Origin of the sequence: Tsuneonella litorea (assembly GCF_025154015.1) — a bacterium.
GTDB lineage: Bacteria > Pseudomonadota > Alphaproteobacteria > Sphingomonadales > Sphingomonadaceae > Tsuneonella > Tsuneonella litorea.
This window is the reverse complement of sequence record NZ_JAOAMV010000003.1, coordinates 56559-78736: the sequence shown is the minus strand read 5'-3', so window position 1 is coordinate 78736 and position 22178 is coordinate 56559. Positions and strand designations below refer to the sequence as shown.

General features: G+C 68.0%; 22 protein-coding genes. 9 read left to right on the top strand and 13 right to left on the bottom strand.

Annotated features, from left to right (window positions below):
* The first annotated feature begins 33 nt into the window (after positions 1 to 33).
* Complete coding sequence (locus N0B51_RS06870) at positions 34 to 996, top strand: hypothetical protein (RefSeq protein ID WP_259961572.1); 963 nt, start codon at positions 34 to 36, stop codon at positions 994 to 996.
* A 1-nt stretch (position 997) separates the two neighbouring features.
* Positions 998 to 2368, top strand: coding sequence for a sensor histidine kinase (locus tag N0B51_RS06865; RefSeq protein WP_259961571.1), 1371 nt, complete (start codon positions 998 to 1000; stop codon positions 2366 to 2368).
* A 16-nt stretch (positions 2369 to 2384) separates the two neighbouring features.
* Here the strand turns inward: N0B51_RS06865 and N0B51_RS06860 are convergent, their stop codons facing one another.
* The 3 genes from N0B51_RS06860 to gltX are packed head-to-tail and all read right to left on the bottom strand — an operon-like array spanning position 2385 to position 5318.
* Entirely contained in the window at positions 2385 to 2585 is a 201-nt protein-coding gene (locus N0B51_RS06860) for a hypothetical protein (RefSeq protein ID WP_259961570.1), read from the bottom strand.
* Positions 2586 to 2598: 13 nt separating this feature from the next.
* The gene (locus N0B51_RS06855) at positions 2599 to 3885 is read right to left on the bottom strand and encodes a citrate synthase (RefSeq protein ID WP_259961569.1); all 1287 of its coding nucleotides are present in this window, start codon (positions 3883 to 3885) and stop codon (positions 2599 to 2601) included.
* Between the two features lie 11 nt (positions 3886 to 3896).
* The gene (gltX, locus tag N0B51_RS06850; protein ID WP_259961568.1) at positions 3897 to 5318 is read right to left on the bottom strand and encodes a glutamate--tRNA ligase; all 1422 of its coding nucleotides are present in this window, start codon (positions 5316 to 5318) and stop codon (positions 3897 to 3899) included.
* A gap of 29 nt (positions 5319 to 5347) precedes the next feature.
* On the opposite strand from gltX, the gene N0B51_RS06845 reads away from it, so the two are divergent.
* Positions 5348 to 7540, top strand: a complete 2193-nt coding sequence (locus N0B51_RS06845) for a ComEC/Rec2 family competence protein (RefSeq protein ID WP_259961567.1) — start codon at positions 5348 to 5350, stop codon at positions 7538 to 7540.
* Positions 7541 to 7559: 19 nt separating this feature from the next.
* Here the strand turns inward: N0B51_RS06845 and lexA are convergent, their stop codons facing one another.
* From lexA to N0B51_RS06800, 9 genes are all read right to left on the bottom strand, one after another.
* Positions 7560 to 8243, bottom strand: coding sequence for a transcriptional repressor LexA (gene lexA, locus N0B51_RS06840; RefSeq protein WP_259961566.1), 684 nt, complete (start codon positions 8241 to 8243; stop codon positions 7560 to 7562).
* Between the two features lie 62 nt (positions 8244 to 8305).
* Positions 8306 to 8803: a cyclic pyranopterin monophosphate synthase MoaC gene (moaC, locus tag N0B51_RS06835; protein ID WP_259961565.1), complete on the bottom strand. Its 498-nt coding sequence runs from the start codon at positions 8801 to 8803 to the stop codon at positions 8306 to 8308.
* A gap of 142 nt (positions 8804 to 8945) precedes the next feature.
* A complete protein-coding gene (gene trpC / locus N0B51_RS06830) occupies positions 8946 to 9734 on the bottom strand; it encodes an indole-3-glycerol phosphate synthase TrpC (RefSeq protein ID WP_259961564.1) in 789 nt (262 codons plus the stop codon).
* On the bottom strand, positions 9731 to 10723 hold the full coding sequence (gene trpD / locus N0B51_RS06825) for an anthranilate phosphoribosyltransferase (protein ID WP_259961563.1): 993 nt from the start codon (positions 10721 to 10723) through the stop codon (positions 9731 to 9733). Before trpD ends, trpC begins: the two co-directional genes overlap by 4 nt.
* On the bottom strand, positions 10720 to 11319 hold the full coding sequence (locus tag N0B51_RS06820; protein WP_259961562.1) for an anthranilate synthase component II: 600 nt from the start codon (positions 11317 to 11319) through the stop codon (positions 10720 to 10722). Before N0B51_RS06820 ends, trpD begins: the two co-directional genes overlap by 4 nt.
* Positions 11316 to 12293, bottom strand: coding sequence for a prolyl aminopeptidase (gene pip, locus N0B51_RS06815; RefSeq protein ID WP_259961561.1), 978 nt, complete (start codon positions 12291 to 12293; stop codon positions 11316 to 11318). Before pip ends, N0B51_RS06820 begins: the two co-directional genes overlap by 4 nt.
* Positions 12290 to 13120, bottom strand: coding sequence for a phosphodiester glycosidase family protein (locus N0B51_RS06810; RefSeq protein ID WP_259961560.1), 831 nt, complete (start codon positions 13118 to 13120; stop codon positions 12290 to 12292). The genes pip and N0B51_RS06810 overlap by 4 nt, the downstream gene beginning before the upstream one ends.
* Positions 13117 to 14562 (bottom strand): anthranilate synthase component I, encoded by a 1446-nt coding sequence (gene trpE / locus N0B51_RS06805; RefSeq protein WP_375545936.1) that lies wholly within the window; start codon positions 14560 to 14562, stop codon positions 13117 to 13119. The genes N0B51_RS06810 and trpE overlap by 4 nt, the downstream gene beginning before the upstream one ends.
* 79 nt (positions 14563 to 14641) lie before the next feature.
* Positions 14642 to 16576, bottom strand: a complete 1935-nt coding sequence (locus tag N0B51_RS06800) for a peptidylprolyl isomerase (protein WP_259961558.1) — start codon at positions 16574 to 16576, stop codon at positions 14642 to 14644.
* 195 nt (positions 16577 to 16771) lie between these two features.
* Between N0B51_RS06800 and tpiA the strand changes: the two genes are divergently transcribed.
* The 3 genes from tpiA to pyrG all read left to right on the top strand — a co-directional run bounded on the left by tpiA (position 16772) and on the right by pyrG (position 19681).
* Entirely contained in the window at positions 16772 to 17536 is a 765-nt protein-coding gene (gene tpiA / locus N0B51_RS06795; RefSeq protein WP_259961557.1) for a triose-phosphate isomerase, read from the top strand.
* Positions 17537 to 17619: 83 nt separating this feature from the next.
* On the top strand, positions 17620 to 17958 hold the full coding sequence (gene secG / locus N0B51_RS06790) for a preprotein translocase subunit SecG (protein ID WP_259961556.1): 339 nt from the start codon (positions 17620 to 17622) through the stop codon (positions 17956 to 17958).
* 91 nt (positions 17959 to 18049) lie between these two features.
* The gene (pyrG, locus tag N0B51_RS06785) at positions 18050 to 19681 is read left to right on the top strand and encodes a CTP synthase (protein WP_259961555.1); all 1632 of its coding nucleotides are present in this window, start codon (positions 18050 to 18052) and stop codon (positions 19679 to 19681) included.
* 299 nt (positions 19682 to 19980) lie between these two features.
* Here pyrG and N0B51_RS06780 read toward each other — a convergent pair whose 3' ends face one another.
* Positions 19981 to 20466 carry an Hsp20 family protein gene (locus N0B51_RS06780; RefSeq protein WP_259961554.1) on the bottom strand — a complete coding sequence of 162 codons (486 nt, stop codon included), beginning with the start codon at positions 20464 to 20466 and terminating at the stop codon, positions 19981 to 19983.
* A 165-nt stretch (positions 20467 to 20631) separates the two neighbouring features.
* On the opposite strand from N0B51_RS06780, the gene grxC reads away from it, so the two are divergent.
* From grxC to N0B51_RS06765, 3 genes are read left to right on the top strand one after another with little or no spacing between them, the layout of a single operon-like run.
* Entirely contained in the window at positions 20632 to 20895 is a 264-nt protein-coding gene (grxC, locus tag N0B51_RS06775) for a glutaredoxin 3 (RefSeq protein ID WP_259961553.1), read from the top strand.
* Entirely contained in the window at positions 20895 to 21725 is an 831-nt protein-coding gene (locus N0B51_RS06770; RefSeq protein WP_259961552.1) for a carbon-nitrogen hydrolase family protein, read from the top strand. The genes grxC and N0B51_RS06770 overlap by 1 nt, the downstream gene beginning before the upstream one ends.
* Positions 21722 to 22174: a DUF1178 family protein gene (locus tag N0B51_RS06765; protein WP_259961551.1), complete on the top strand. Its 453-nt coding sequence runs from the start codon at positions 21722 to 21724 to the stop codon at positions 22172 to 22174. Before N0B51_RS06770 ends, N0B51_RS06765 begins: the two co-directional genes overlap by 4 nt.
* Positions 22175 to 22178: the final 4 nt, after the last annotated feature.

Genomic DNA, 22178 nt, shown 5'->3' with positions numbered 1-22178 from the left:
GCAGGCTTAACCACGGGCCGCTATGGCCGGTGCATGAGCGAAGCGGTGATGATGCAATCGAGCGAAGCGCCCGTCGAAGCCGTGCTGCGCGACGAACTCGCGCAGGGAGACGTCGTGATCGGCACGATCGGGCCGGTGCTCGGCCACCTGCTCGCCAATCATGACCATTCGCTGTTCAGCGACGAGATCGTCAGCCGGGTCCGCGGCATGATCTCCGATCTCGCCCGGCAGGTGCTGCTCGTCGAGGCGCAGGCGGCCGGTGCGACCGATCCCAGGGCCCGCGCCGAGCGCGACTGCGCTCAACTAACCAACCGCCTGCTTACCGACGAGAAACTGGTCGGACATTGCCACGCGTTGTCGCTCGAGTGGCAGTTGACGGCTCGGCTCGAAAAGCGTTCCGCGATCGATCCGGTTCTTTCGCCGCTGCTTCAGGCGCTCATCGCTTCTGACGATGGCCCGACCGCCGCGACCGCAATGGCCGCGCTGGCGGCGCAGTCGCGCTTTGCGCAAACCCAGCGGCGGATGGAATTGCCGCTGGCGGAACTGCCGGCAGACCTGTTTCACCAGGTCGTCGCGATCTGGGCCAGCGGACTTGTCGATTCGACCGGCCCGGACGCCGCCGCGGCGACCGACGCGCTGCGAGAAGCCTATGACGAAAGCGCCAGCCGGCTTGGCCTGCTTTCGCGCCTCGTGACCGGCATGGGCGCGGGTGCCCGCGCCGCTCTTTCGGTGGGCCACGCAGGCGTCGCCCTGTTTCTGACCGCATTGGCCGCCGCCGCGCGTCACGACCGGGACCTTGCCGTGATTTCGACGAACGACCGGCAGCTGGCGCGCCTTGCCCTATCGCTTCGGGCCGCCGGGCTCAAGCCGCGCGAGGTCGAGGAACAGTTCCTGCACCTCCACCCCGACGTCGCGCTGCCAGAGGGGTTCGACCAGTTGCGCGCGGATCGTGCGGCGGCGCTGCTTGGCGGCTCGGCGCGGAACTCGGTCGCCTGAGATGGCCGGCGCCGGCGTCGTCCTGGCACGTGCGCGCACCGACGCGGACGACCGTCTGATCGAGGCGGATGAACCGCTTGCGGGGCTGCAGCGTCGCTGCGGGGGCGACCTGCCCGGAACGGTCGCCGTGCCCGCCCTGCTCGAGATCGTGCGCAAGGCGCGGCGGCTGGGGCTCAAGGTAGCGCGGACGATTGAGGCGCTCGACGGCGAAGAGACGGTCCGCGCGTGGGTCGAGATAGATCCCGAGGGCGATCGCGGGAGCGGCGGTTGCGCGATCTCGATCGGGGCATGGTCGACCACTCCGCGGGCGACCCCGTCCGACGAGGAAACCGAGGCGCTGCGGATCGCGATAGATCGTGCCGTGGCCGAGCTTTCCGCCCGCCTCGATCCCGAACAGGGCGTGCTCACCGTAGACAGCGCGGCACCCGACCTCGCCGCGCTCGTGCGCAAGATGCGCAACAGGCCGGGCACGCCGTGGACCGACTTCGTCGACCTGCCCGACCTTTCGCTCCACCAACCGATCCACTGGCGGCTGGTCGACGGCGCGCGCTGCGTCGTGCCCGGCTCGCAGAGGGGCTGGACGGCAACGCTCGTTCCGCTTGGCCGCCCCGATCCGGGCAGCGCCGGTTTCGAACTGCTTCTCGTCGCAGACGCGCCGCTCCCGGCGGCTTTTCCGGCAGCCGAGGAGAGGCAGCCGGCCACGCCGTCGTTCGGCCGCGAAATGACGCCGGTCCTGCGTCAGCCGATCGCCCGGATCATCGCCAATGCCGAGACGATCCGTTCCCGACTCGCCGGGCCGCTGCCCGAGGAATACAGCAACTATGCTGCCGACATCGCCGCGGCGGGACAGCACCTGCTCTCGCTGATCGAGGACCTGTCGGACCTTGAAGTGGTCGAGGCCGAAGACTTCCGCACCGCGCCCGACCGGATAGACCTTGCCGACGTCGCCCGGCGCGCCGTGGGCATTCTGGGGGTGCGCGCCCGCGAGCGCGGAACCCGGCTCGAGCCGCCCGGGGATGCCGTCGTGGTGCCCGCGACCGGGGAATTTCGCCGCGTGCTCCAGATCCTCCTCAACCTCGTCGGGAACGCCATTTCCTATGCGCCCGAAGGGGCCATCGTCCGGATCGAGGCAAGTACGCAAGGCAGTCTCGCCAAGGCCGTCGTGATCGACGACGGGCCGGGCATTCCCGCAGACAAGATCGACCGCGTGTTCGACAAGTTCGAGCGCCTGGGTCGGGGCGGAGACGGGGGGTCGGGTCTCGGCCTCTACATTTCCAGGCGCCTGGCGCGCGCGATGGGCGGGGACCTGACGGTCGATAGCGACGCCGGACAGGGCGCGCGCTTCACGCTCGAATTGCCAGGGGCCGACTGAGCTGGCGCAGGTGGCGTCAGCGCCGCCGGCTGCCCCACCAGAACAGCAGGGCGCCGATGATCGCCGTAATCGTGCCGTAGAGCGCCCACTGGCGTTCGGCGAGCATGAAGCTTTCCGCCGGCCACATCACCAGGCCCAGGCCCTGAAGCGCCCACAGTCCGCCCGAAAGGACGAGCGCTACTCCGAGGACCTGCGCAAGAAGCCGCAGCGCGCGCATGCCCCGCGCCCGCCTATCGCTGACCGAGCGGCACGTAGTCGCGCTCGGTCGGGCCGGTATAGAGCTGACGCGGACGGCCGATGACCTGGCCGGGATCGGAAATCATCTCGTTCCACTGGGCGACCCAGCCGACCGTGCGGGCGAGCGCGAACAGCGCGGTGAACATCGTCGTCGGGAAGCCGATCGCCGAAAGAATGATGCCCGAATAGAAGTCCACGTTCGGGAACAGCTTCTTTTCGATGAAATAGGGGTCGTTGAGCGCGAGCTCCTCGAGCTGCAGGGCGGTTTCGAACAGCGGGTCGGTGACCTTGAGCGATTCGAACACCTCGCGCACGGTCTTCTGCATCACCGTGGCCCGCGGGTCGTAGTTCTTGTACACGCGGTGGCCGAAGCCCATCAGGCGGAAGGGGTCGTTCTTGTCCTTCGCGCGCTCAATGTAGTGGGGGATGCGATCGGGCGTGCCGATCTCGCGCAGCATGTTGAGCGCCGCTTCGTTCGCGCCTCCGTGCGCCGGGCCCCACAGGCAGGCGATGCCCGCAGCGATGCAGGCGAACGGGTTCGCGCCTGATGAACCGGCAAGCCGGACGGTGGAGGTCGAGGCATTCTGCTCGTGATCGGCGTGCAGGATGAAGATGCGGTCCATCGCCTTTTCGACGACGGGGTTCACCTCGTAGGGCTCGGCCGGGACACCGAAGGTCATGCGCAGGAAGTTGCCGGTGTAGCTGAGCGAGTTGTCGGGGTAGAGGAACGGCTGCCCGACGGCGTACTTGTAGGCCATCGCCGCGATCGTCGGCATCTTGGCGATCAGGCGGTGGCTGGCGATCTTCCGCTGCTCGGGATCGGAGATGTCGGTGCTGTCATGGTAGAACGCCGAAAGGGCGCCGACCACGCCGCACATGATCGCCATCGGGTGCGCATCGCGGCGGAAGCCGCGGTAAAACGTCATCAGCTGCTCGTGCAGCATCGTGTGGCGGCTGATCGTGTAGCTGAAGTCGTCGAGTTCCTGTTTCGACGGCAATTCGCCGTTGAGCAGCAGGTAGCTGACTTCCATGAAGCTCGAATGCTCGGCGAGCTGGCCGATCGGGTAGCCGCGATGGAGCAGGACGCCCTCGTCGCCGTCGATGTAGGTCAGCGCGCTCTCGCAGCTGGCGGTGGACTTGTAGCCCGGATCGTAGGTGAAGGCCCCGGTCTGGCCGTAGAGCTTGCGGATATCGATGACCTCGGGGCCCACGCTGCCCTCGAGAACCGGAAGCTCGATACTCTTGTTGTCGTAGGTGAGCGTCGCCGCCTTGTCCGCCATGTCCGGTCTCCTTAAGCTGTGTGGTCCGCGTCGGCGGAACTTGCCTGCGCGTCAAGCCGCGCGAGGGCTTCATCCCGACCGAGCAGGGCCAGTACGTCGAAAATGCCTGGGGATGTCGTCGTCCCCGTCAAAGCAGCGCGCATCGGCTGTGCGAGCTTGCCGAGTCCCAGCCCCTGTTCCTCGGCATATGCCTTGAGATTGCTCTCCAGCGTGGCCACCGTCCAGTCGCTAATCCTGTGGAGCCTCGCAGAAATCCTTGCGAGCAAGTCGCGCGCGTCATCAGTGATCAGCGCGGCGGCCTTCTCGTCGAGAGACAGGGGGCGCTGCTTGAAGAGGAATGCAGCGCCCGCAGCGAGTTCGTGGAGGTCCTTGGCGCGAAGCTTGAGCTGGGGCATCGCCTCGGTGAGCAACGCCTCGTCGGCCTCGGGACCGATCAACGGCGCGACGAGCGACGCCAGGCGCGCATCGTCGGCTTCGCGGATGTAATGCCCGTTGAGGTTGAGCAGTTTCTTGATGTCAAACCGGCTCGGGCTCTTGCCCACACCGGACAGATCGAACAGCTCGATCGCCTCTTCGCGCGTGATTTCCTCGCGGTCGCCGTGGCCCCAGCCGAGCCGCAGCAGGTAGTTGAACACGGCCTCCGGCAACAGGCCCATCTCGTCGCGATAGGCGTCGACGCCCACCGCGCCGTGGCGCTTCGACAGCTTTGCGCCGTCGGCCCCCAGGATCATCGGCACGTGGGCATAGACCGGGACCGGCCAGCCCATCGCCTCGAGGATGACGATCTGGCGGAACGCATTATTGAGGTGATCGTCTCCGCGGATCACGTGGGTGACGCCCATGTCGTGATCGTCGACCACCACCGCGAGCATGTACGTCGGCGTCCCGTCCGAACGCAGCAACACGAAGTCGTCGAGTTCCGAATTGGCGACGGTCACCTTGCCCTGGACCTCGTCCTCGATGGTGGTTTCGCCCTCGCGGGGGGCCTTGATGCGAACGACGAAGGGGGCATCCGAGGGCCAGGTCGCGGGATCTGCGTCGCGCCACTCGCTGTCGATGCGAAACGTGCGCCGCTCCGCCTGTGCCTGCGTGCGGCGCTCGGCGAGTTCTTCGGGGGTCAGGTAGCAGCGATAGGCCGCGCCCTTTTCCAAGAGCTCGTGCGCCACTGCGGCGTGGCGATCCGAGCGGGCGAACTGGAAGGTCGGCTCGTCGTCCCCTTCGAGGCCCAGCCACCCCAGACCGTCGAAGATGGCCGCGATCGCCGGTTCGGTCGAGCGCGCCCGGTCGGTGTCCTCGATGCGGAGCAGGTATTTTCCGCCGTGGTGGCGGGCGTACAGCCAGTTGAACAGCGCGGTACGCGCGCCGCCGATATGAAGGAACCCGGTGGGCGAAGGGGCAAAGCGTGTGACCACCTTCGCGCTATCGCTTGCCATCCGAAATCTCGTCCTTATCCAGTAGCTTCATGGCGACCCGCACAGTGCCGCTGGTTCCCCTGTCCGATGACGACTGGGAGGGCGAAGAGCCCGCCGATGCTGCACTGCAGCGGCCTTGGCGCAAGGCGCGCGCCTTGTCCAGTGGGGCAGATTTCGCCGACCGCTTTCTGGAACGGGCCGCGTTCGACCGTGCGCCATGGCTCACCATCGCGCTCGTCGTGGGAATTGCGAGCTGGTTCGTGCTCCCGGGCCCGCTCGCCTGGCTGGCCTGGATCGCGGGCGCGCTTCTTGCGGCTATCTCTGCCGCCGCGATCTGGCGCGAGGACGACACGCGAAGCCATTTGCGCCGCGCCGTGGTCGCGGTGGCGCTGCTGCTCGCGTTTGGCGCGGTGCTGATCTGGTCCCGATCCGAAATCGTCGGAGCGCAGCCGCTCGAGCGTCCGCAGGTGCAATGGATAGATGGCCGTGTCCTTGCGCGGCAGGACCAGCCCGCCGAGGGGCGGGTGCGACTGACGCTGGCCTACCGTGATGCGGAAGCGGGAACGCCGCGGAAAGTGCGGATCAACGTCGCCCCCGACCTGTTGTCGCCTGGTGTCGAGGAGGGCGCGCGTGTACGTCTACGGACGCGCCTGATGCCGCCAGGTGCCCCCTTGGCCCCCGGGGCATACGATTTCGCGCGCACCGCGTGGTTCGCGGGTCTGGCGGCGACCGGCAGCGCGATCAGCCCCGTCGAGACGCTCGAACCCGCGCCTTCCGGGGGGACGATCGCGCGGGCCCAGCGCGCGCTCTCGGCGCACGTCCATTCCCGGCTGGGTGGGTCGGAAGGGGCCATCGCCGCAGCATTCGCCAGCGGTGACCGGGGCGGTATCGCGGTTGCGGATGAGGAGGCGATGCGCGATTCGGGCCTCACGCACCTGCTGTCGATCAGCGGTGTGCACGTTAGCGCAGTGATCGCCGCGGCCTATTTCCTCGCGATCCGGCTGCTCGCGCTGTGGCCCTGGCTTGTGCTGCGCGTGCGACTGCCGGTGGTCGCCGCGTTGGTCGCCGCGCTTGCCGGGATCGGCTACACGCTGTTGACCGGGGCAGAGGTGCCAACCGTGCGCAGTTGCATCGGCGCTCTGCTCGTGCTCGCGGCGCTCGCGCTCGGACGCGAGCCGTTGTCGCTGCGGATGGTCGCAACGGCGGCCTTTGCGGTCCTGATCGTCTGGCCCGAAGCGCTCGTCGGGCCGAGTTTTCAGATGAGTTTTGCCGCGGTCGTCGCAATCGTGGCGCTGCACGAAGCCGCGCCCGTGCGCGCGTTCCTCGCCCCGCGCGAGGAAAGCTGGTTCGCGCGGACGGGGCGGCGCCTCGCCATGCTGCTTGTCACCGGCCTGGTGATCGAGATCGCGCTGATGCCGATCGTCCTGTTCCATTTTCACCGTGCGGGATTCTACGGCGCGTTCGCCAATGTCCTTGCCATTCCGCTCGTGTCGTTCGTGTCGATGCCGCTGATCGCCCTTGCGCTGGCGCTCGATCTTGTCGGAGCCGGGGGACCGGTGTGGTGGCTTGTCGGCAAGTCGCTTGAATTGATGCTCGGCATCGCGCGGTTCACGGCTGACCAACCGGGAGCGGTCCGGCTCATGCCGCAGATGGGGTGGGGCACCTATGCCCTGTTCCTGGCGGGAGGCGCCTGGCTGGCGCTCTGGCGCGGCCGCGTGCGATTGCTTGGGCTGGTTCCGGCGGGCATCGCCGCGGGCCTGCTTCTGGCCACGCCGGTGCCCGACCTCCTGATCGGCGCAGATGGACGGAACGTCGGCATTGCGGGCGAAGGCGAGCGGCTCCTCGTCCTCCACGACGGGCGAAGCACGTTTGCCCGCGACAACCTTCTCGAGCTCGCGGGGCAGGAGGGCGAACCGGTGGCGCTGGGCCGCTGGCCGGGCGCACGTTGCAGCCGGGACTTCTGCAGCATCGCCATCGAACGGGCCGGCAAGACGTGGGCGCTGCTCCTCGCGCGGAGCCGGTCGCGGATCGAGGAGCGCGCGCTGGCAGCTGCGTGCGAGGCGTCCGACATCGTCATCGCCGACCGTTTCCTGCCGCGCAGTTGCCGGCCGCGCTGGCTCAGGGCCGACCGGCGCTATCTGGAGCGCGCCGGCGGCCTCGCGGTCAATCTCGCCTCGCAGCGGATCACGACCGTAGCGGAGGGACAGGGTGCGCACCCCTGGTGGACAGCTCGCGGGCGATAGGCCCGCGCCCGGGACGGGGTTAGTGGTAGCGGCGCAGCAGCCCGGCGAGCTTGCCCTGTACCTTCACCTCGCCCGCACGATACACCTGCGGCTCGTATGCACCGTTGGCGGGATCGAGCCGGATCATCCCGTCCTGCCGCCGCAGGTACTTGAGGGTCGCCTCCTCGTCGCGGACGAGCGCCACGACGATCTCTCCGTCGCGGGCGACATCGGTCCGCTTCACCAGCGCGAAGTCACCGTCGAAGATGCCCGCCTCGATCATCGAATCGCCGGAAACCTCGAGCGCGTAGTGCTCGCCGGGACCGAGCAGCGCGGCGGGGACGGGCAGGGTGCTCTGCCCTTCGAGGGCCTCGATCGGCATGCCGGCGGCAATCCGGCCATGGAGCGGGAGCTCGACGATGTCGTTCGCCGGCTCGGGCCGTGACGCCGCGGGCGCGCGCAGGGGCACGACGTTGTCATTCGATTTCGAACGCGGGGCGGCGACCGAATCCTCGGGCTGGCGGATCACCTCGAGCGCACGGGCCCGGTTGGGCAGGCGGCGGATGAACCCGCGTTCCTCGAGCGCGGAGATAAGCCGGTGAACCCCCGACTTGCTCTTGAGGTCGAGCGCCTCCTTCATCTCCTCGAACGAGGGCGAAATGCCGTTCTCCTCTAGGCGGACGGTGATGAACTGCAGGAGTTCGCGCTGCTTGGCCGTGAGCATGGGACCTATTCCCCTACAACCGTTCCAATCCGGGAACGAACGCGGAACAATTAGGAAACTTGTTACAGTTCGTCAACCCGCGTGGGCACCTGGTCCGCGGCCCGCCAGTCGCCCGACTTGCCGCCGGTCTTCTGGGCCAGCCGCACGCCCTCGACAATCATGCCCTTGTCGACTGCCTTGGCCATGTCGTAAATCGTGAGAAGCGCCACGCAAGTGGCTGTCATCGCTTCCATTTCCACGCCCGTCCGGCCGGTTAGCGAGGCGCGCGCGGTGACGGCGACAGCATCCTTTTCGAACGCGAAGTCCACCGTCACCGATTCGAGCGCGAGCGGATGGCACAGCGGGATCAGTTCGGCGGTCTTCTTCGCCGCCATGATCCCCGCGACTCGCGCCACGGAGAGAACGTCCCCCTTGGGGCCGCTGCCGTCGCGCACGGCGGCAAGCGCCGCGGCGTTCATCCGGATTCGACCCGTCGCGATGGCCGAACGCGCCGTCTCCGCCTTGCCGCCCACATCGACCATCCGCGCGGCACCGGCTTCGTCGAGATGGGTAAGGCTCAACGGGTCAGTCCCGTGTCACACCCGTCACACAGTCCTGGCGCAAATGGCTTCGCGCCGCCGAAGCGCGTGAAGGGGGCGACAGCAGATGGGATCGTGCGAGGCATCACGCTCCTATGCCACGCCGCCCCGCCTGTAGGAAAGCTCACGTGCCGCCCAGCAGCGCGCGGGTCGCTGCGGCGACGTCGTCCTGTCGCATGAGGCTTTCGCCCACGAGGAACGTCCGCACCCCCGCGCGCGCCAGCCGCTCGCAGTCGGCATGGGTGTTTATTCCGCTCTCTCCGACCAGCAGCGTGCCCTCCGGCGCGAGCGGGGCGAGTCGTTCAGTCGTCGCAAGTTCGGTGCGGAAGGTCTTGAGATCGCGGTTGTTTACCCCGATGAGTCGCGACCGCAATCGCGCAGCGCGCTCCATCTCGGCCTCGTCGTGGACCTCGACCAGCACGTCCATCCCGCGTTCGATCGCCGCCGACTCGATGTCCGCCATCGCGCCGTCGGCCAGCGCGGCGACGATGATCAGGATCGCGTCGGCGCCGATGCTGCGCGCCTCGGCGACCTGCCAGGGATCGACCATGAAGTCCTTGCGCAGGACCGGCAGCGAACAGGCCCTGCGCGCGTCCGCGAGATAATCCTCGTGTCCCTGGAAATAGGGTGCGTCGGTCAGCACCGAGAGGCACGCCGCGCCGCCCTGCTGGTAGGCGGCGGCGTGTTCGGCGGGGCGGAAATCGGCGCGGATGAGCCCTTTCGATGGCGAGGCCTTCTTGATCTCGGCGATCAGCGCGAAGCCGTCCGCCGCCCGCGATGCCAGCGCATCGCGGAAACCGCGCGGCGCGCTCTGCTCGCTCGCCAGCCGGTCGAGGTCGGCAACGGTCGCGGTCGCCTTGCGCGCGGCAACTTCCTCGCGCTTGGTCGCGCAGATCTCGTCGAGCTTGTTCATTTCGCCAAATCGATCCAGTCGGAGAGCAGGCGCTCGGCGCGGCCCGAATCCAGTGCTTCCGCCGCCAGGGCGGCTCCGCCCGCGTAGTCTGGTGCCTTGTCCGCGATCATCAGCGCGGCACCGGCGTTGAACAGGACCGCGTCGCGATAGGGGCCGGGCGCCCCCATCAGCAGCGCCTTCAGCGCCTTGGCGTTGTGCGCCGCGTCGCCGCCGCGGATCGCCTCGATCGGCGCGGTCGGCAGGCCCGCGTCGGCGGCGCGCGCGCGGCGCATTTCCCATTCGTGGCCCTGGACGTCGGCGATCTCGTTGCCGCCGGCGAGGCTCAGTTCGTCGAGCCCCTCGTCGCCAGAGACGATCAGCGTCCGCTCGCTGCCGAGTCGCGCTTTCGCCTCGGCATAGATCGGGACGTAGGCGGGGCGCGCGATGCCGATGAGCTGGCGCCTGACCCCGGCGGGGTTGGACAGCGGCCCCATGAGGTTGAAGATCGTGCGCCGGCCAAGCCGCTGACGGATGGGCTGGATGCGTCCCATCGCAGGGTGGTGGTTCTTCGCGAAAAGGAAGCAAATACCGAGTTTTTCCAGCGTCTTCTCGGCGGTTCTTCCCGCGGCTTCCATGTCGAGGCCGAGCGCTTCCAAGGTGTCGGCCGCGCCCGCCTTGCTGCTCGCCGCGCGGTTGCCGTGCTTGGCGACCGGCACGCCCGCGGCGGCGACCACGAGGCTGACCGCGGTCGAGACGTTGAGCGTGTGGTGCCCGTCGCCCCCGGTGCCGCAGACGTCGATCGCGTTGTCGGGCGCGTTGATCGGAATCAGCCGCGCGCGCAGGGCACGCGCCGCGCCCGCGATTTCGTCTGCGGTCTCGCCCCGGTCGGAAAGGTCGCACAGGAAGCGGGCGATTTCCTCTTCGCTCGCCTCGCCGTCGAGCAGTGCACCGAACACTTCCTCGGCCTGCGCCTCGGTCAGGTGTGGCTCGGCTTGGGGCAGGGTCCTCATGCGGCCACCTTCGTCTCGATGCCGCAGATCGCGAGGAAGTTGGCGAGCAGCGCGTGGCCGTGCTCGGTCGCGATCGATTCGGGATGGAACTGCACCCCGTGGATCGGCAGATCGACATGGCGGAAGCCCATCACGTGGGTGTCGTCGGCTGTCGCGTTGACCGCGAGCACATCTGGAATGTCCTCGACCACAAGCGAGTGGTAGCGCGTGGCGTTGAACGGCGAGGGCAGCCCGCCAAACACGCCGCTTCCGTCGTGACTGACCGGCGAGGTCTTGCCGTGCATGAGCCCGCCGCGCACGACCCGCCCGCCGAAGTGCTGCCCGATCGACTGGTGGCCGAGGCATACGCCGAGCAGCGGCTTGCCCGCGTCGGCGCAGGCGGCAACGAGATCGAGGCTGATCCCGGCCTCGTTCGGGGTGCAGGGGCCCGGGCTGATAAGGAAACCGGCCGCGTTCGTCCGCAGCGCCTCTGATGCGGAAAGTGCGTCGTTGCGCTCGACGCGCACCTCGGCGCCCAGTTCCATGAGGTAATGGACCAGGTTGAAGGTGAAGCTGTCGTAGTTGTCGACGACGAGGATGGTCCGTTCGGGGATCATGCGGTCCTGCTAGCGAACTTGTCGGTTGCGCGCACCAGCCCGTCGACGATGCCGGGTTCCCCCGCCGAGTGGCCCGCGTCAGGCACGATCCACAGCTCGGCCTCGGGCCAGGCCTTGTGCAATGCCCACGCCGACGTGGGCGGCGTGCAGATATCGTGCCGGCCCTGTACGATGATCCCGGGAATCCCGCGGATCTTCTCGACGTTCCTCAAGAGTTGGCCTTCCTCGAGCCAGAAATCGTTGAGGAAGAAGCGCGCGCAGATGCGGGCGAACGGGACTGCCTTGGCGGGATCCTCGAAATCGGAAATGAGGTTGGGGTTGGGCAGAAGCGTCGCCACGGTGCCTTCCCACAGCGACCACTCGGTCGCCGCGGCGAGGCGCGCAGCCTCGTCCTCGCTGGTCAGCCGGTCGTAGTAGGCCTGCACCAGGTCGGCGCGCTCGGGTTCGGGGATGTGGCCCGAGAAGCTGTCCCACTGCTCGGCCATCACCTCGCTTGCGCCGTAGGAGTAGAGCCAGTCCTTCTCCTTGGCCCTGGCGAGGAACACGCCGCGCAGGACCAGTTCGGTGGTCCGCTGGGGGTATTCCTGCGCGTAGGCGAGGGCGAGGGTGGCGCCCCAGCTGCCGCCGAAGACCTGCCACGCTTCGTGTCCGCACATCTTCCGCAGCCGCTCGATGTCCTCGACGATCCGCCAGGTGTCGTTGAACTCCAGTCCGGCGAAGGGCAGCGACTTGCCGCATCCGCGCTGGTCGAACAGCAGCACGTCGTAGCGCGCCGGGTCCCACTGGCGGCGGTGCGCGGGGCTCATCCCCCCGCCGGGACCGCCGTGGAGGAAGACCGCCGGCTTTGCGCCAGGCGTGCCGACGCGTTCGTAATAGAGCGAGTGGCCTTCGCCGACGTCGAAGTGCCCGCTCTCGTAGGGCTCGATTTCGGGGTAGAGCGTGCGGCGGGTTTCGCCTTCCAGCGATGCGGTCATTGCGACTTGTCCTCCACCAGCAGTAGCGGTCCCAGCGGCGTGCGCGAATCCACCCGGCCGCTTGCCGGGTCCCACAACGATGAAACGCCGCCGTCGAGGTAGAGCGCGTTGGGCGTCTTGAGCACGTCGCGGAAATAGCGCGCGATCTTGCCGAAGCTGACCGGTCCCTCGCTGATCACGAAATGCGCGCGGCCGGCGCTATCCACGCCGACGCCGTTGCGGATCGTGCGGCTCGGCCCGTCGTCGGTGATTTCGGGATGCAGCTTGCCGTCCACCACCAGCATCGGGCCGCTCTGCGTGCCGAACTCGGGACGATCGCCGACTTGCGCATAGAAGTCGTCCGAGGTCATCACGCGCCATTTGCCCCCGCCGCCGAAGAAGACGCCGTTGGGCTTCATGTGAAAATTGCCCGCCCCGTCGTTGCGGTTGAGTTCCTTCAGCCTCTCGCCGTCCTTGACGTAGTAGCCGATCGGTTTGCCTTCGCCGTCGAACATCCCGGCGTTCATCCCGAAGACCACGCGCCGCGCTTCGTCGGGAGACGTTTCGGCAAAGGCCTTGAACCCGCGGTAAGGCGGGTTGCCGAGCATCGTGGTGATGCGGTGCTTCGCCGGATCGGCGACGCAGTGGGTGAGGCGGGCGTCCTCGAACGCGGTCGCCTCGCAGGCGGATGCGATGGTCGGACTCGGTGCCGGGGAAGGGGCTGCCGTGGCGACCTTGTCCGGATTTTCGAGGTCGATGCGGGTCACCGCCTTGCCGGCGGGCTGCTCGTTGCAGGCGCCGAGCAGGGCGAGAAAGGGCAGGGCCGCGCGCCCGATGGCGCCCCTCACTGGCCGAAACCCGGTTCGAGCGCCTGGCGGGCGGCCTCGTGCGCGGCGGCGATCAGTGCGCCCGCCTTGGCCTCGCACTCGCGCTGTTCGTAAGCCGCATCGCTGTCGGCGACGATGCCGGCCCCGGCCTGCACGTGCATGACGCCGTCCTTTACCACGGCAGTGCGCAGGACGATGCACGAATCGAGCGTTCCGTCGGGCGCGAAATAGCCCACGCCGCCCGCGTATGGGCCGCGCGCGGCAGGCTCGAGTTCGGCGATGATCTCGCAGGCGCGGATCTTGGGCGCGCCGCTGACCGTCCCCGCCGGAAAGCCGGCGAACAGCGCGTCGAGCGCGCCCTTGGACGGGTCGAGCGCGCCGACGACGTTGCTGACGATATGCATCACGTGGCTGTACCGCTCGACGGTGAAGCTGTCGGTGACCTGCACGCTGCCCGCTGCGGCGACCCGGCCCACGTCGTTCCGCCCCAGGTCGAGCAGCATGAGGTGCTCGGCCCGCTCCTTCTCGTCGGCAAGCAGGCTCTCTTCGGCTGCGCGGTCGGCCTCGGGCGTGGTGCCGCGCGGACGCGTGCCCGCGATCGGCCGGATCGTGACCTGTCCGTCGCGCACGCGGACGAGGATCTCCGGGCTCGACCCGACGACCGCGAACCCGGGCAAGTCAAGAAAATAGAGGAAAGGGCTGGGATTGACCCGCCGCAGCGCGCGATAGAGCGCGAGCGGGGGAAGCGGGAACGGGCAGGTGAACCGCTGCGAAAGCACGACCTGGAAGATGTCCCCGGCCTCGATGTATTCCTTCGCGCGGGCGACCAATCCGGCGAACGTCTCGGCCGGCATTGTCGGCGCAAGCGCCATGTCCGGCAGCGCGTCTGGCCGGGGCGCGTGTACTCGGGCGGCGGACAACCGGCGCAGAACTTCGTCGATGCGTTCGCCCGCGCTTTCGACGGTCGCTGCCGGATCCGCCTCGCCGGGCCAGACGGGGGCGACGCACAACAGCTCGTCCGTCAGTCGGTCGAACACCAGCAGGACGGTCGGGCGGGCGAAGAACATGTCGGGAAGCCCCAGACCCGGCGCGGCGGCGCGCGGCAGCTTTTCGACCAGGCCGATCGTTTCATAGCCGAAATATCCGACCAGGAACGAAAGCGCCGGCGGCAGCCCATCGGGCACGTCTATCCGGCACCGCTCGACCAGCGCGCGCAGTTCGGACAGCGCATTGCCCGGCAGGTCCCGAAATCCGCTTCTGTCCGACCGCCATTCCGGGTTGATCGCCGCGCCTTCGCCCTCGGCCCGGAACACGAGGTCGGGGTCGAGCCCGAGCATCGAGTAGCGCCCGCGGACTTCGCCGCCTTCGACCGATTCCAGCAGAAAATCGCCGCGACCCGGTTCGATCAGCTTCACCGCCGCCCCGACCGGCGTTTCGGTATCCGCGACGACGCGGCGCCACACGAGCGCCGGCCGCCCCGCGGCCAGCGCCGAGCGTGCCGCCTCGGCGTTGGGGAGTGCGGCGTCGCTCAGCGCGCCGTCCTCAGTTGTCGCCCGTGCCGGTGAGCTGCTTGCGCACCGCGGCGATGGCGTCCGCATTCCGCTCGATCTCGGCCTCGCTGCGGATCGCGGCGCGCATCGCGTCACCGTATTCGCGGCCGAGGAGCTGGCCCAGGCTGGCCCGCGCCTGCGCGAGAAGCGGGTCATCGGCATCGATCTTGCCCGGAACGATGCTGTCCACGGTGACGACATACCACCCGGCATCGCGCGGAGCCTCGAGGCGCTTCACGCTGTTCTTGGCCATCGAGAACAGGAGCGCCAGCGGCGGCGGCACGCGCTGGCCCTGCTCGACCAGTTCGCCGCGGGTCATGTTGATGCTGTCGACGGGCGGGAGCGAGACCTTCTCCGCGGCGAGCGCGGCGGACAGCGGCCGGCCCTTGGCGACCCGCGCGACCACGCGGTCGGCGGCCGCCTTGGCCGCTTTCTGCCCGGCGTCGCGCCGCCAGCCGGCGGTGGCGTCGTCCTTGATTTCCGCGAGCGGAGCGGCGGCCGAGGGCGTAATCCGCGCAGTCTCGAAGACGAGGTAGCGGTCGCTGCCAGGGATGGCGGTGATCTGCGGCTGGCCTTCTTCCATCTCGAACGCCGCAGAAAGCGCGGGCGCAAGGATCTCGGGCGCAGTCTCGTTCGGCGAGCCATAGACGCGACCGTCGGCGACCAGCGGCTGGGTAGTCTGAAGGTCGACCTTGAGCGAGCGGGCGATGTCGCTGAGAGCGCCCCCGTCGTCGATCTGGTTTTCGACCTCCGATGCAAGGTCGGCAAGGCCCCGCACGCGCTTTTCCTCCCGAAGCGTCTTGGCGATCTCCTCTTTAACCTGATCGAGCGTGCGGGCGGGGGTTTGGGTGACCGAATCCACCCGGACGACGTAGTAGCCCAGCCCGCCGCGTGCGGGCTTCGCTATCGTGCCCTGGCTTGCGGAAAAGGCGGCAGAGGCGACAGCCTGCGAGGTCGTCCCGGCGTAGGACCCACGGTCGACCCGCTCGACCTTGCTCGTTTCCAGCCCGGCCTCGCGCGCGGCGGCTTCGAGCGCGCCCGCGCCGCGGGCCGCGATGGCGTCGGCCGCCGCCTTGGTTGGCACGACCAGCTGGGTGAACGAGCGCAATTCGCGACCGGCGTACTTTTCGGCCCGGTCACGCTCGTAGCGCGCGGCGATCTCGGCAGCGGTGGGTTCGATGCTGCCAAGCGAATCGGCGCCGAAAACCGCGTAGCGCAGCACCCGCCGTTCCGGGCGGATGAACTGGCTCCGGTTTGCATTGTAGTAAGCGGTCAGCTGCGCAGGGGTAGGATCGCCCTTGGGGGCGAAGGCCGCGCTGGGAATCATCGCGACGGCGCCCTCGCGGCGTTCACGAGTCAGTGCAGCATACCGTGCAGTGATCTTGGTCGGCATCTTCGCCCCAAACGAGCCGGGCACCAGAACCTGCTGGGCAAGAAGCCCTTCGGCGATGTCGCGGCGAACCGTCGCGTCGCTAAGCTTCCGCATGGCGAGAACCTGCTGGTAGGCGCTTTCGCTGAACTGGCCGTCGGCGCCCGCGAAGGCGGGAAGACGGCGGATTTCGCTGTTGACCAGGTTACTGCCCGCCGCGATCCCGTGCTCGTCCGCCCACCAGCCGATCGCCCGCCGGTCCAGCAGCTGATCGAGCACGTCGTCGAGTCCGTCCTGTTCGACGAATGCCTGCATCGACAGCGTCGGATTCTGCTGGCGGAGCTGATCGACCGCCACCGTGGCCGCCTCGCTGAATTCGTTCGCGCTGATCTTCTCGTCGCCCACCACTGCGACGTTGTCGCCGCCGGCGATGCCCCCGAAGGTGCCGCTGGAGGCGACGTCGCCAACGGCGAAGGCGAGGCCGATCAGGCCGATGAAGCCGATGGTGACAGCGAGGCCGATCTTGGATTTGAAAATGTTGCGAAAGAACTGGAGCATGGCGATCCGGACACAAGAAGGGGCAGCCGCGCAGGAGTGGCCGCGCGGCGTTTGCGGGGGCTTTAGAAGCCCTGCGACCTTGCCGCAACAGGTCGCGCGTCGTTTTGAGGCGCCCGTGAAGAAGGGTCTTTGCGCTGCGGCCCGATGGTGTCTATGGCCCGCGGCCACTTCACACGACACCCTTGGGAACACGTCATGGCCCTGCGGCCCTTTATCGTCGGAAACTGGAAAATGAACGGCACGCGCGCGATGCTTGCCGAAGCGCGCGCGATCGACCGGTCCGCGCAGCGCCTGATGAAGGTCGAGGTCGCGCTGGCCCCGCCATATACGCTGATCCACGCTGTGCATAAGGAAGCCGAACAGATCGGCGTCGGCGCGCAGGATTGCAGCGCCGAAAGCGACGGCGCGTTCACCGGCGACGTTTCGGCCGCGATGATCGCGGACGCGGGCGCGAAGTTCGTCATCCTCGGCCACAGCGAGCGGCGGCAGGGTCACGGCGAGAGCGACGCGCTTGTCCGTGCCAAGGCCGACGCCGCGCTCGAGGCGGGGCTCAAGCTCATCGTCTGTTGCGGGGAAACCGAGGCCACCCGCGACGCCAGCGGAGCGGAGGCCTTCGTCGTGCGCCAGCTCGAAGGGTCGCTGCCCGAGCCGTTCGAAGGGGTCGGCGAGCGGCTTTCGGTGGCGTACGAGCCGATCTGGGCGATCGGCACCGGGCGCACGCCGACCGTGGACGACATCGCGGCCATGCACCGTGCGATCCGCGCGCTGCTGGTCGAGCGTTACGGCGAAGAGGAAGGCGGCGCGGTCCGCATCCTCTACGGCGGGTCGGTGAAACCCGATAATGCCCGCGAATTGCTGGGCGCGGACGAAGTCGGCGGCGCGCTCGTCGGCGGGGCCAGTCTCACCGCGGAAAGCTTCCTCGGCATCGTCATGGCGGCGGCCGACCTGCAAGACGCCTGACGCTTCCCTTCGACCTCCTGCTTGCCGATCGGCACGCGCATCCCTAAGTGCGCGGAACCCACGAACACCGAGATCCACAGTCCATGTCGCTTTTCCTGTTCCTCCTCGTCGTCCAGGCGGTCGTTGCCGCCGCGCTCGTCGGGATCATCCTGATCCAGCGATCGGAAGGCGGCGGCCTTGGCATCGGCGGTTCGCCCAGCGGCATGATGAGCGCGCGCGGAGCGGCGGATTTCCTGACCCGCTCGACCCGGTGGCTGGCGATCCTGTTCGTGGTCCTCTCGATCGTCCTTGCGGCCATCGCGGCGAAGAGCTCGGGCAGCGGCGTCTCGGTCGAATCGACGCTCGATCGCGCGCCCGCCGCGCCTGCACAGCCGGTTGCTCCCCCGCCGTCCGACGACCCGCTCGCCGACGTAACCCGCTAACCGTCTGCGACGAAGCGGCTGTGGATTGCGGCATGCCGCCGCACCAAGCCGCTTGCGTGCAGGCCCTACACACGCTTAAGGCCCGACTCCCATGGCGCGGTATATATTTATCACCGGCGGCGTGGTCTCCTCGCTCGGCAAAGGTCTCATGGCGGCGAGCCTCGCGGCTCTCCTGCAAGCACGCGGATTCCGCGTCCGCATCCGCAAGTTCGATCCCTACCTGAACGTCGATCCGGGGACGATGAGCCCGTACCAGCACGGCGAAGTCTACGTGACCGACGACGGGGCGGAAACCGACCTCGACCTGGGCCACTACGAGCGCTTCACCGGCGTTTCCGCGCACCAGGGCGACAACATCACCTCGGGGCGCGTCTATCGCGACATCATCGCCAAGGAGCGGCGCGGGGATTACCTGGGAGCCACGGTCCAGGTGATCCCGCACGTGACCGACGCGATCAAGGATTTCGCGCAGAGCGATACCGACGACCTCGACTTCGTGCTGTGCGAGATCGGCGGCACGGTCGGCGATATCGAGAGCCTTCCGTTCATCGAGGCGCTGCGCCAGCTGCGGAACGAGCTCGGGCGCGACAACACCTGTTTCGTCCACGTGACGCTGGTGCCCTACATCGCGGCTGCCGGCGAACTGAAGACCAAGCCGACCCAGCACTCGGTGCGCGAGATGACCGGGCTGGGGGTCCAGCCCGACATCCTGCTGTGCCGGTGCGAGAAGCCGCTGCCCGACGGCGAGCGGGCCAAGATCGCGCTGTTCTGCAACGTGCGCAAGGAGGCGGTCATCCCCGCGCTCGACGCGTCGAGCATCTACGCGGTGCCTCTCCAGTACCACCGCGAAGGCCTGGATGACGAGGTCCTGCGCCATTTCGGCATGACCGCCCCTGCACCCGACCTGGCGCGCTGGGACGACATCCTCGATCGTTACGAGCATCCCGAGGGCGAGGTGACGATCGGCGTCGTCGGTAAGTACGTCGGCCTGCCCGATGCCTACAAGTCGCTGAACGAGGCACTGGTCCACGGCGGGATGGCCAACCGGGTCAAGGTCAACATCCGCTGGATCGACGCCGAACTGTTCGAGAAGGGCGACGACGAGATCGCCGCCCGGCTCGAGCCGATGCACGGCATCCTGGTTCCCGGGGGCTTCGGCGAGCGCGGCAGCGAGGGCAAGATCGCCTCGGTCCGCTTTGCCAAGGAGCGCAAGGTTCCGTTCCTCGGTATTTGCCTCGGGATGCAGATGGCCTGCATCGAGGGCGCCCGCGCCGCGGGACACGCGAAGGCAAGCTCGACCGAGTTCGGCCCCACCGACGAACCGGTGGTCGGCATCATCACCGAGTGGATGAGCAAGGAAGGTCTCCAGCAGCGCAGCGCCGAGGGCGACCTGGGCGGAACCATGCGGCTCGGGGCCTACGAGGCATGCCTCTCGGGCAACAGCCACGTGTCCGCGCTATACGGCGGCGCGACCACGATCAGCGAGCGGCACCGCCATCGCTACGAGGTGAACGCCGCCTATCGCGACGCGCTCGAGAAGGACGGACTCGTCTTTTCCGGCATGTCGCCCGATGGTTTGCTGCCCGAAATAGTCGAGCGGCCCGACCACCCGTGGTTCATCGGAGTCCAGTTCCACCCCGAGCTCAAGAGCAAGCCGTTCGAGCCGCACCCGCTCTTCGCGGGTTTCATCAAGGCGGCGCTGCAGCAGGCGCGTCTCGTCTGATTTTCGGACACTTTTTCGTCCCCGACAGGCCCAATGCGGTCATTTCTTACAAGTCGCTAGATTAGAACTCGTTTATATCTTGCTCACTTTGGGTAGGGGGCCTAGGGGCGGCACCTGCGCAGAACTTAGCAATTGCTAAGATTGCGGTGGTTTTTCGGGGGCGTCCGGGTTAGACAGGCTTGGCGCGGAGTTGATCGTCTTCTGCGACCCGGACGGTCAGTTTCGCACGAGACGGCGTTCAGTCGTCGTGGGGGCGAACCTTGCGGTTCGCCCCCGAATAATTCGCGACTACGCGATGATCAGGCGGCGTCGGCAGCCTTGCCTTCGTCGCTCTTTTCCTCGTCCTTGACGACCTCGAGCGTGGGCTGGCCGCCGACGTGGATCTTCTTGGGCTTCATCGCCTCGGGCACCTCGCGCACGAGGTCGATCGTCAGCAGCCCGTCGGACAGGTCGGCGTTGTCGACCCGGACGAAATCGGCCAGTTCGAACCGGCGTTCGAACCCGCGATTGGCGATGCCAACGTGGAGCATCTCGCCCTGCGAGCCCTCGGGCCGCTTCTTGCCCTGAACCACGAGCAGGTTCTGCTGCGCGGTTATGTCGAGGTCACCCGGCTTGAAGCCCGCGACCGCGATGGTGATGCGATATTCGTCCTCGCCCTTCCGCTCGATGTTGAACGGCGGATAATTGTCGCCCGCGTTGTTGCGGACCTGGCTCTCGAGCAGGTCGAACAGTCGGTCGAACCCGACGGTGGTACGGCGATAGGGGGTGAAATCGAGACGTGACATGAAACAAATCCTCCTGCGAGCAATTTGAACAGGTGGGCGGCCCCGGAAACCGGCGACCGCCACGATTGCATTCCCGCCCGCGATGCGGCACGAGAACGGTTCCGAGATAGGAGCCGCATTTGCGGTTTCAAGCCCTGACAAAGCATTGATATCGAAGGATTAGTTATGGCTGCCCCCGAAGTCGTGATCTACACCAAGTTCGGTTGTGGCTATTGCTTCCGGGCCAAGCGCCTGCTCGACGCCAAGGGCGTTGATTACACCGAACACGATATCACGATGGGCGGGCCGAAACGCGCCGAGATGATGGACCGCGCGCCAAACGCGCGCACGGTACCCCAGATATTCATCGGCGAGACCCACGTGGGCGGGTCGGACGAACTCCACGCGCTCGATCAGTCCGGCAAGCTCGACGCGATGCTGCAAGGCTGATGACGCGGGTCGCGCTGCTGCAGATGACGGCGGGCATCGACCCGGCCGTCAACGCCGCGACCATTTCCGATGGCGTTGCCGAGGCGGCGCGGGGCGGTGCGGCGATGCTGTTCACCCCGGAGATGAGCGGCCTGCTCGATCGGGATCGCGCGCGTGCCGCGTCGCATATCGTGCGCGAGGATGGCGATCCCGTCCTCGCGGCAACGCGCGCGGCGGCGGCGCGGCACGGGATCTGGGTGGCCCTGGGTTCGCTCGCGGTGGCGGGAGAAAGCGGCAAGTGGGCCAACCGCTCGCTGCTGGTCGATCCGGCCGGCAATGTCGCCGCGCGCTATGACAAGATCCATATGTTCGACGTCGATCTTGCCGGCGGCGAAAGCTGGCGCGAATCGAACGCCTACGCGCCGGGCAACGAGGTCGTGACCGTGGACGGCACGCCCCTGGGCCGTCTCGGCCTCACGGTCTGCTACGACATCCGCTTTCCCGCGCTTTTCGAGGAACTCGGACGCCGCCGGTGCGACGCCATCGCGATCCCTGCCGCTTTCACCGTCCCCACCGGAGAGGCGCACTGGCACCTGCTCCAGCGCGCCCGCGCGGTCGAGGCGAGCGCGTGGGTGATTTCCGCCGCGCAGGTGGGGACGCACGCTGACGGCCGGCGCACCTACGGTCACAGCCTGGTCGTCGATCCGTGGGGCAAGATCGTGCTCGACATGGGCGGCGAGACGGCGGGCGTCGGGTTCGCCGAGATCGATGCGGCCCGCACCGTCGAGGTCCGGGCGCAGGTTCCCAGTCTTGCCAACAGGCGCGAGATACCCAACTTGGACCTGTCATGATCGTGTTCGACCTCGCCTGCGCAGACGGCCACCGGTTCGAAGGGTGGTTCGCCTCCTCTGACGCGTTTGCCGAGCAGCGGGCGCGCGGGCTCGTCGAATGCCCGACATGCGGCTCGATCGACGTGGCCAAGGCCCCCATGGCGCCCGCGGTCCCGGCCAAGGGAAACGCACGCCCCGATGCGCCTTCGCCCGCCGTCGCCAATCGGCTGCCGGCGGAGGTGGCAAGGGCGATGCACGCGCTGGCGGAGGCGCAGGCCAGGGCGCTCGAGAGCAGCACCTGGGTGGGCCGGGATTTCGCGGAACAGAGCCGGGCGATGCACTACGGCGAACGCGACCACGCGACGATCCACGGGCAGGCCACCCCTGAGGAGGCAAAGTCACTGCTCGAGGAAGGCGTGCCGGTGGCGCCGCTGCCGCTTCCCGTGGCGCCCCCTGAGGAGCTCAACTGACATT

What these genes read in the sequence shown, in the direction of transcription:
- N0B51_RS06770 (WP_259961552.1), top strand. Translation starts at nt 20,895, where the DNA reads ATGACGCGGGTCGCGCTGCTGCAGATGACGGCGGGCATCGACCCGGCC.
- trpC (WP_259961564.1), bottom strand. Translation starts at nt 9,734, where the DNA reads ATGAACAAGCTCGACGAGATCTGCGCGACCAAGCGCGAGGAAGTTGCC.
- secG (WP_259961556.1), top strand. Translation starts at nt 17,620, where the DNA reads ATGTCGCTTTTCCTGTTCCTCCTCGTCGTCCAGGCGGTCGTTGCCGCC.
- N0B51_RS06800 (WP_259961558.1), bottom strand. Translation starts at nt 16,576, where the DNA reads ATGCTCCAGTTCTTTCGCAACATTTTCAAATCCAAGATCGGCCTCGCT.
- N0B51_RS06855 (WP_259961569.1), bottom strand. Translation starts at nt 3,885, where the DNA reads ATGGCGGACAAGGCGGCGACGCTCACCTACGACAACAAGAGTATCGAG.
- N0B51_RS06860 (WP_259961570.1), bottom strand. Translation starts at nt 2,585, where the DNA reads ATGCGCGCGCTGCGGCTTCTTGCGCAGGTCCTCGGAGTAGCGCTCGTC.
- N0B51_RS06845 (WP_259961567.1), top strand. Translation starts at nt 5,348, where the DNA reads ATGGCGACCCGCACAGTGCCGCTGGTTCCCCTGTCCGATGACGACTGG.
- tpiA (WP_259961557.1), top strand. Translation starts at nt 16,772, where the DNA reads ATGGCCCTGCGGCCCTTTATCGTCGGAAACTGGAAAATGAACGGCACG.
- grxC (WP_259961553.1), top strand. Translation starts at nt 20,632, where the DNA reads ATGGCTGCCCCCGAAGTCGTGATCTACACCAAGTTCGGTTGTGGCTAT.
- lexA (WP_259961566.1), bottom strand. Translation starts at nt 8,243, where the DNA reads ATGCTCACGGCCAAGCAGCGCGAACTCCTGCAGTTCATCACCGTCCGC.
- pip (WP_259961561.1), bottom strand. Translation starts at nt 12,293, where the DNA reads ATGACCGCATCGCTGGAAGGCGAAACCCGCCGCACGCTCTACCCCGAA.
- N0B51_RS06865 (WP_259961571.1), top strand. Translation starts at nt 998, where the DNA reads ATGGCCGGCGCCGGCGTCGTCCTGGCACGTGCGCGCACCGACGCGGAC.
- pyrG (WP_259961555.1), top strand. Translation starts at nt 18,050, where the DNA reads ATGGCGCGGTATATATTTATCACCGGCGGCGTGGTCTCCTCGCTCGGC.
- N0B51_RS06765 (WP_259961551.1), top strand. Translation starts at nt 21,722, where the DNA reads ATGATCGTGTTCGACCTCGCCTGCGCAGACGGCCACCGGTTCGAAGGG.
- trpD (WP_259961563.1), bottom strand. Translation starts at nt 10,723, where the DNA reads ATGAGGACCCTGCCCCAAGCCGAGCCACACCTGACCGAGGCGCAGGCC.
- N0B51_RS06780 (WP_259961554.1), bottom strand. Translation starts at nt 20,466, where the DNA reads ATGTCACGTCTCGATTTCACCCCCTATCGCCGTACCACCGTCGGGTTC.
- N0B51_RS06820 (WP_259961562.1), bottom strand. Translation starts at nt 11,319, where the DNA reads ATGATCCCCGAACGGACCATCCTCGTCGTCGACAACTACGACAGCTTC.
- gltX (WP_259961568.1), bottom strand. Translation starts at nt 5,318, where the DNA reads ATGGCAAGCGATAGCGCGAAGGTGGTCACACGCTTTGCCCCTTCGCCC.
- N0B51_RS06870 (WP_259961572.1), top strand. Translation starts at nt 34, where the DNA reads ATGAGCGAAGCGGTGATGATGCAATCGAGCGAAGCGCCCGTCGAAGCC.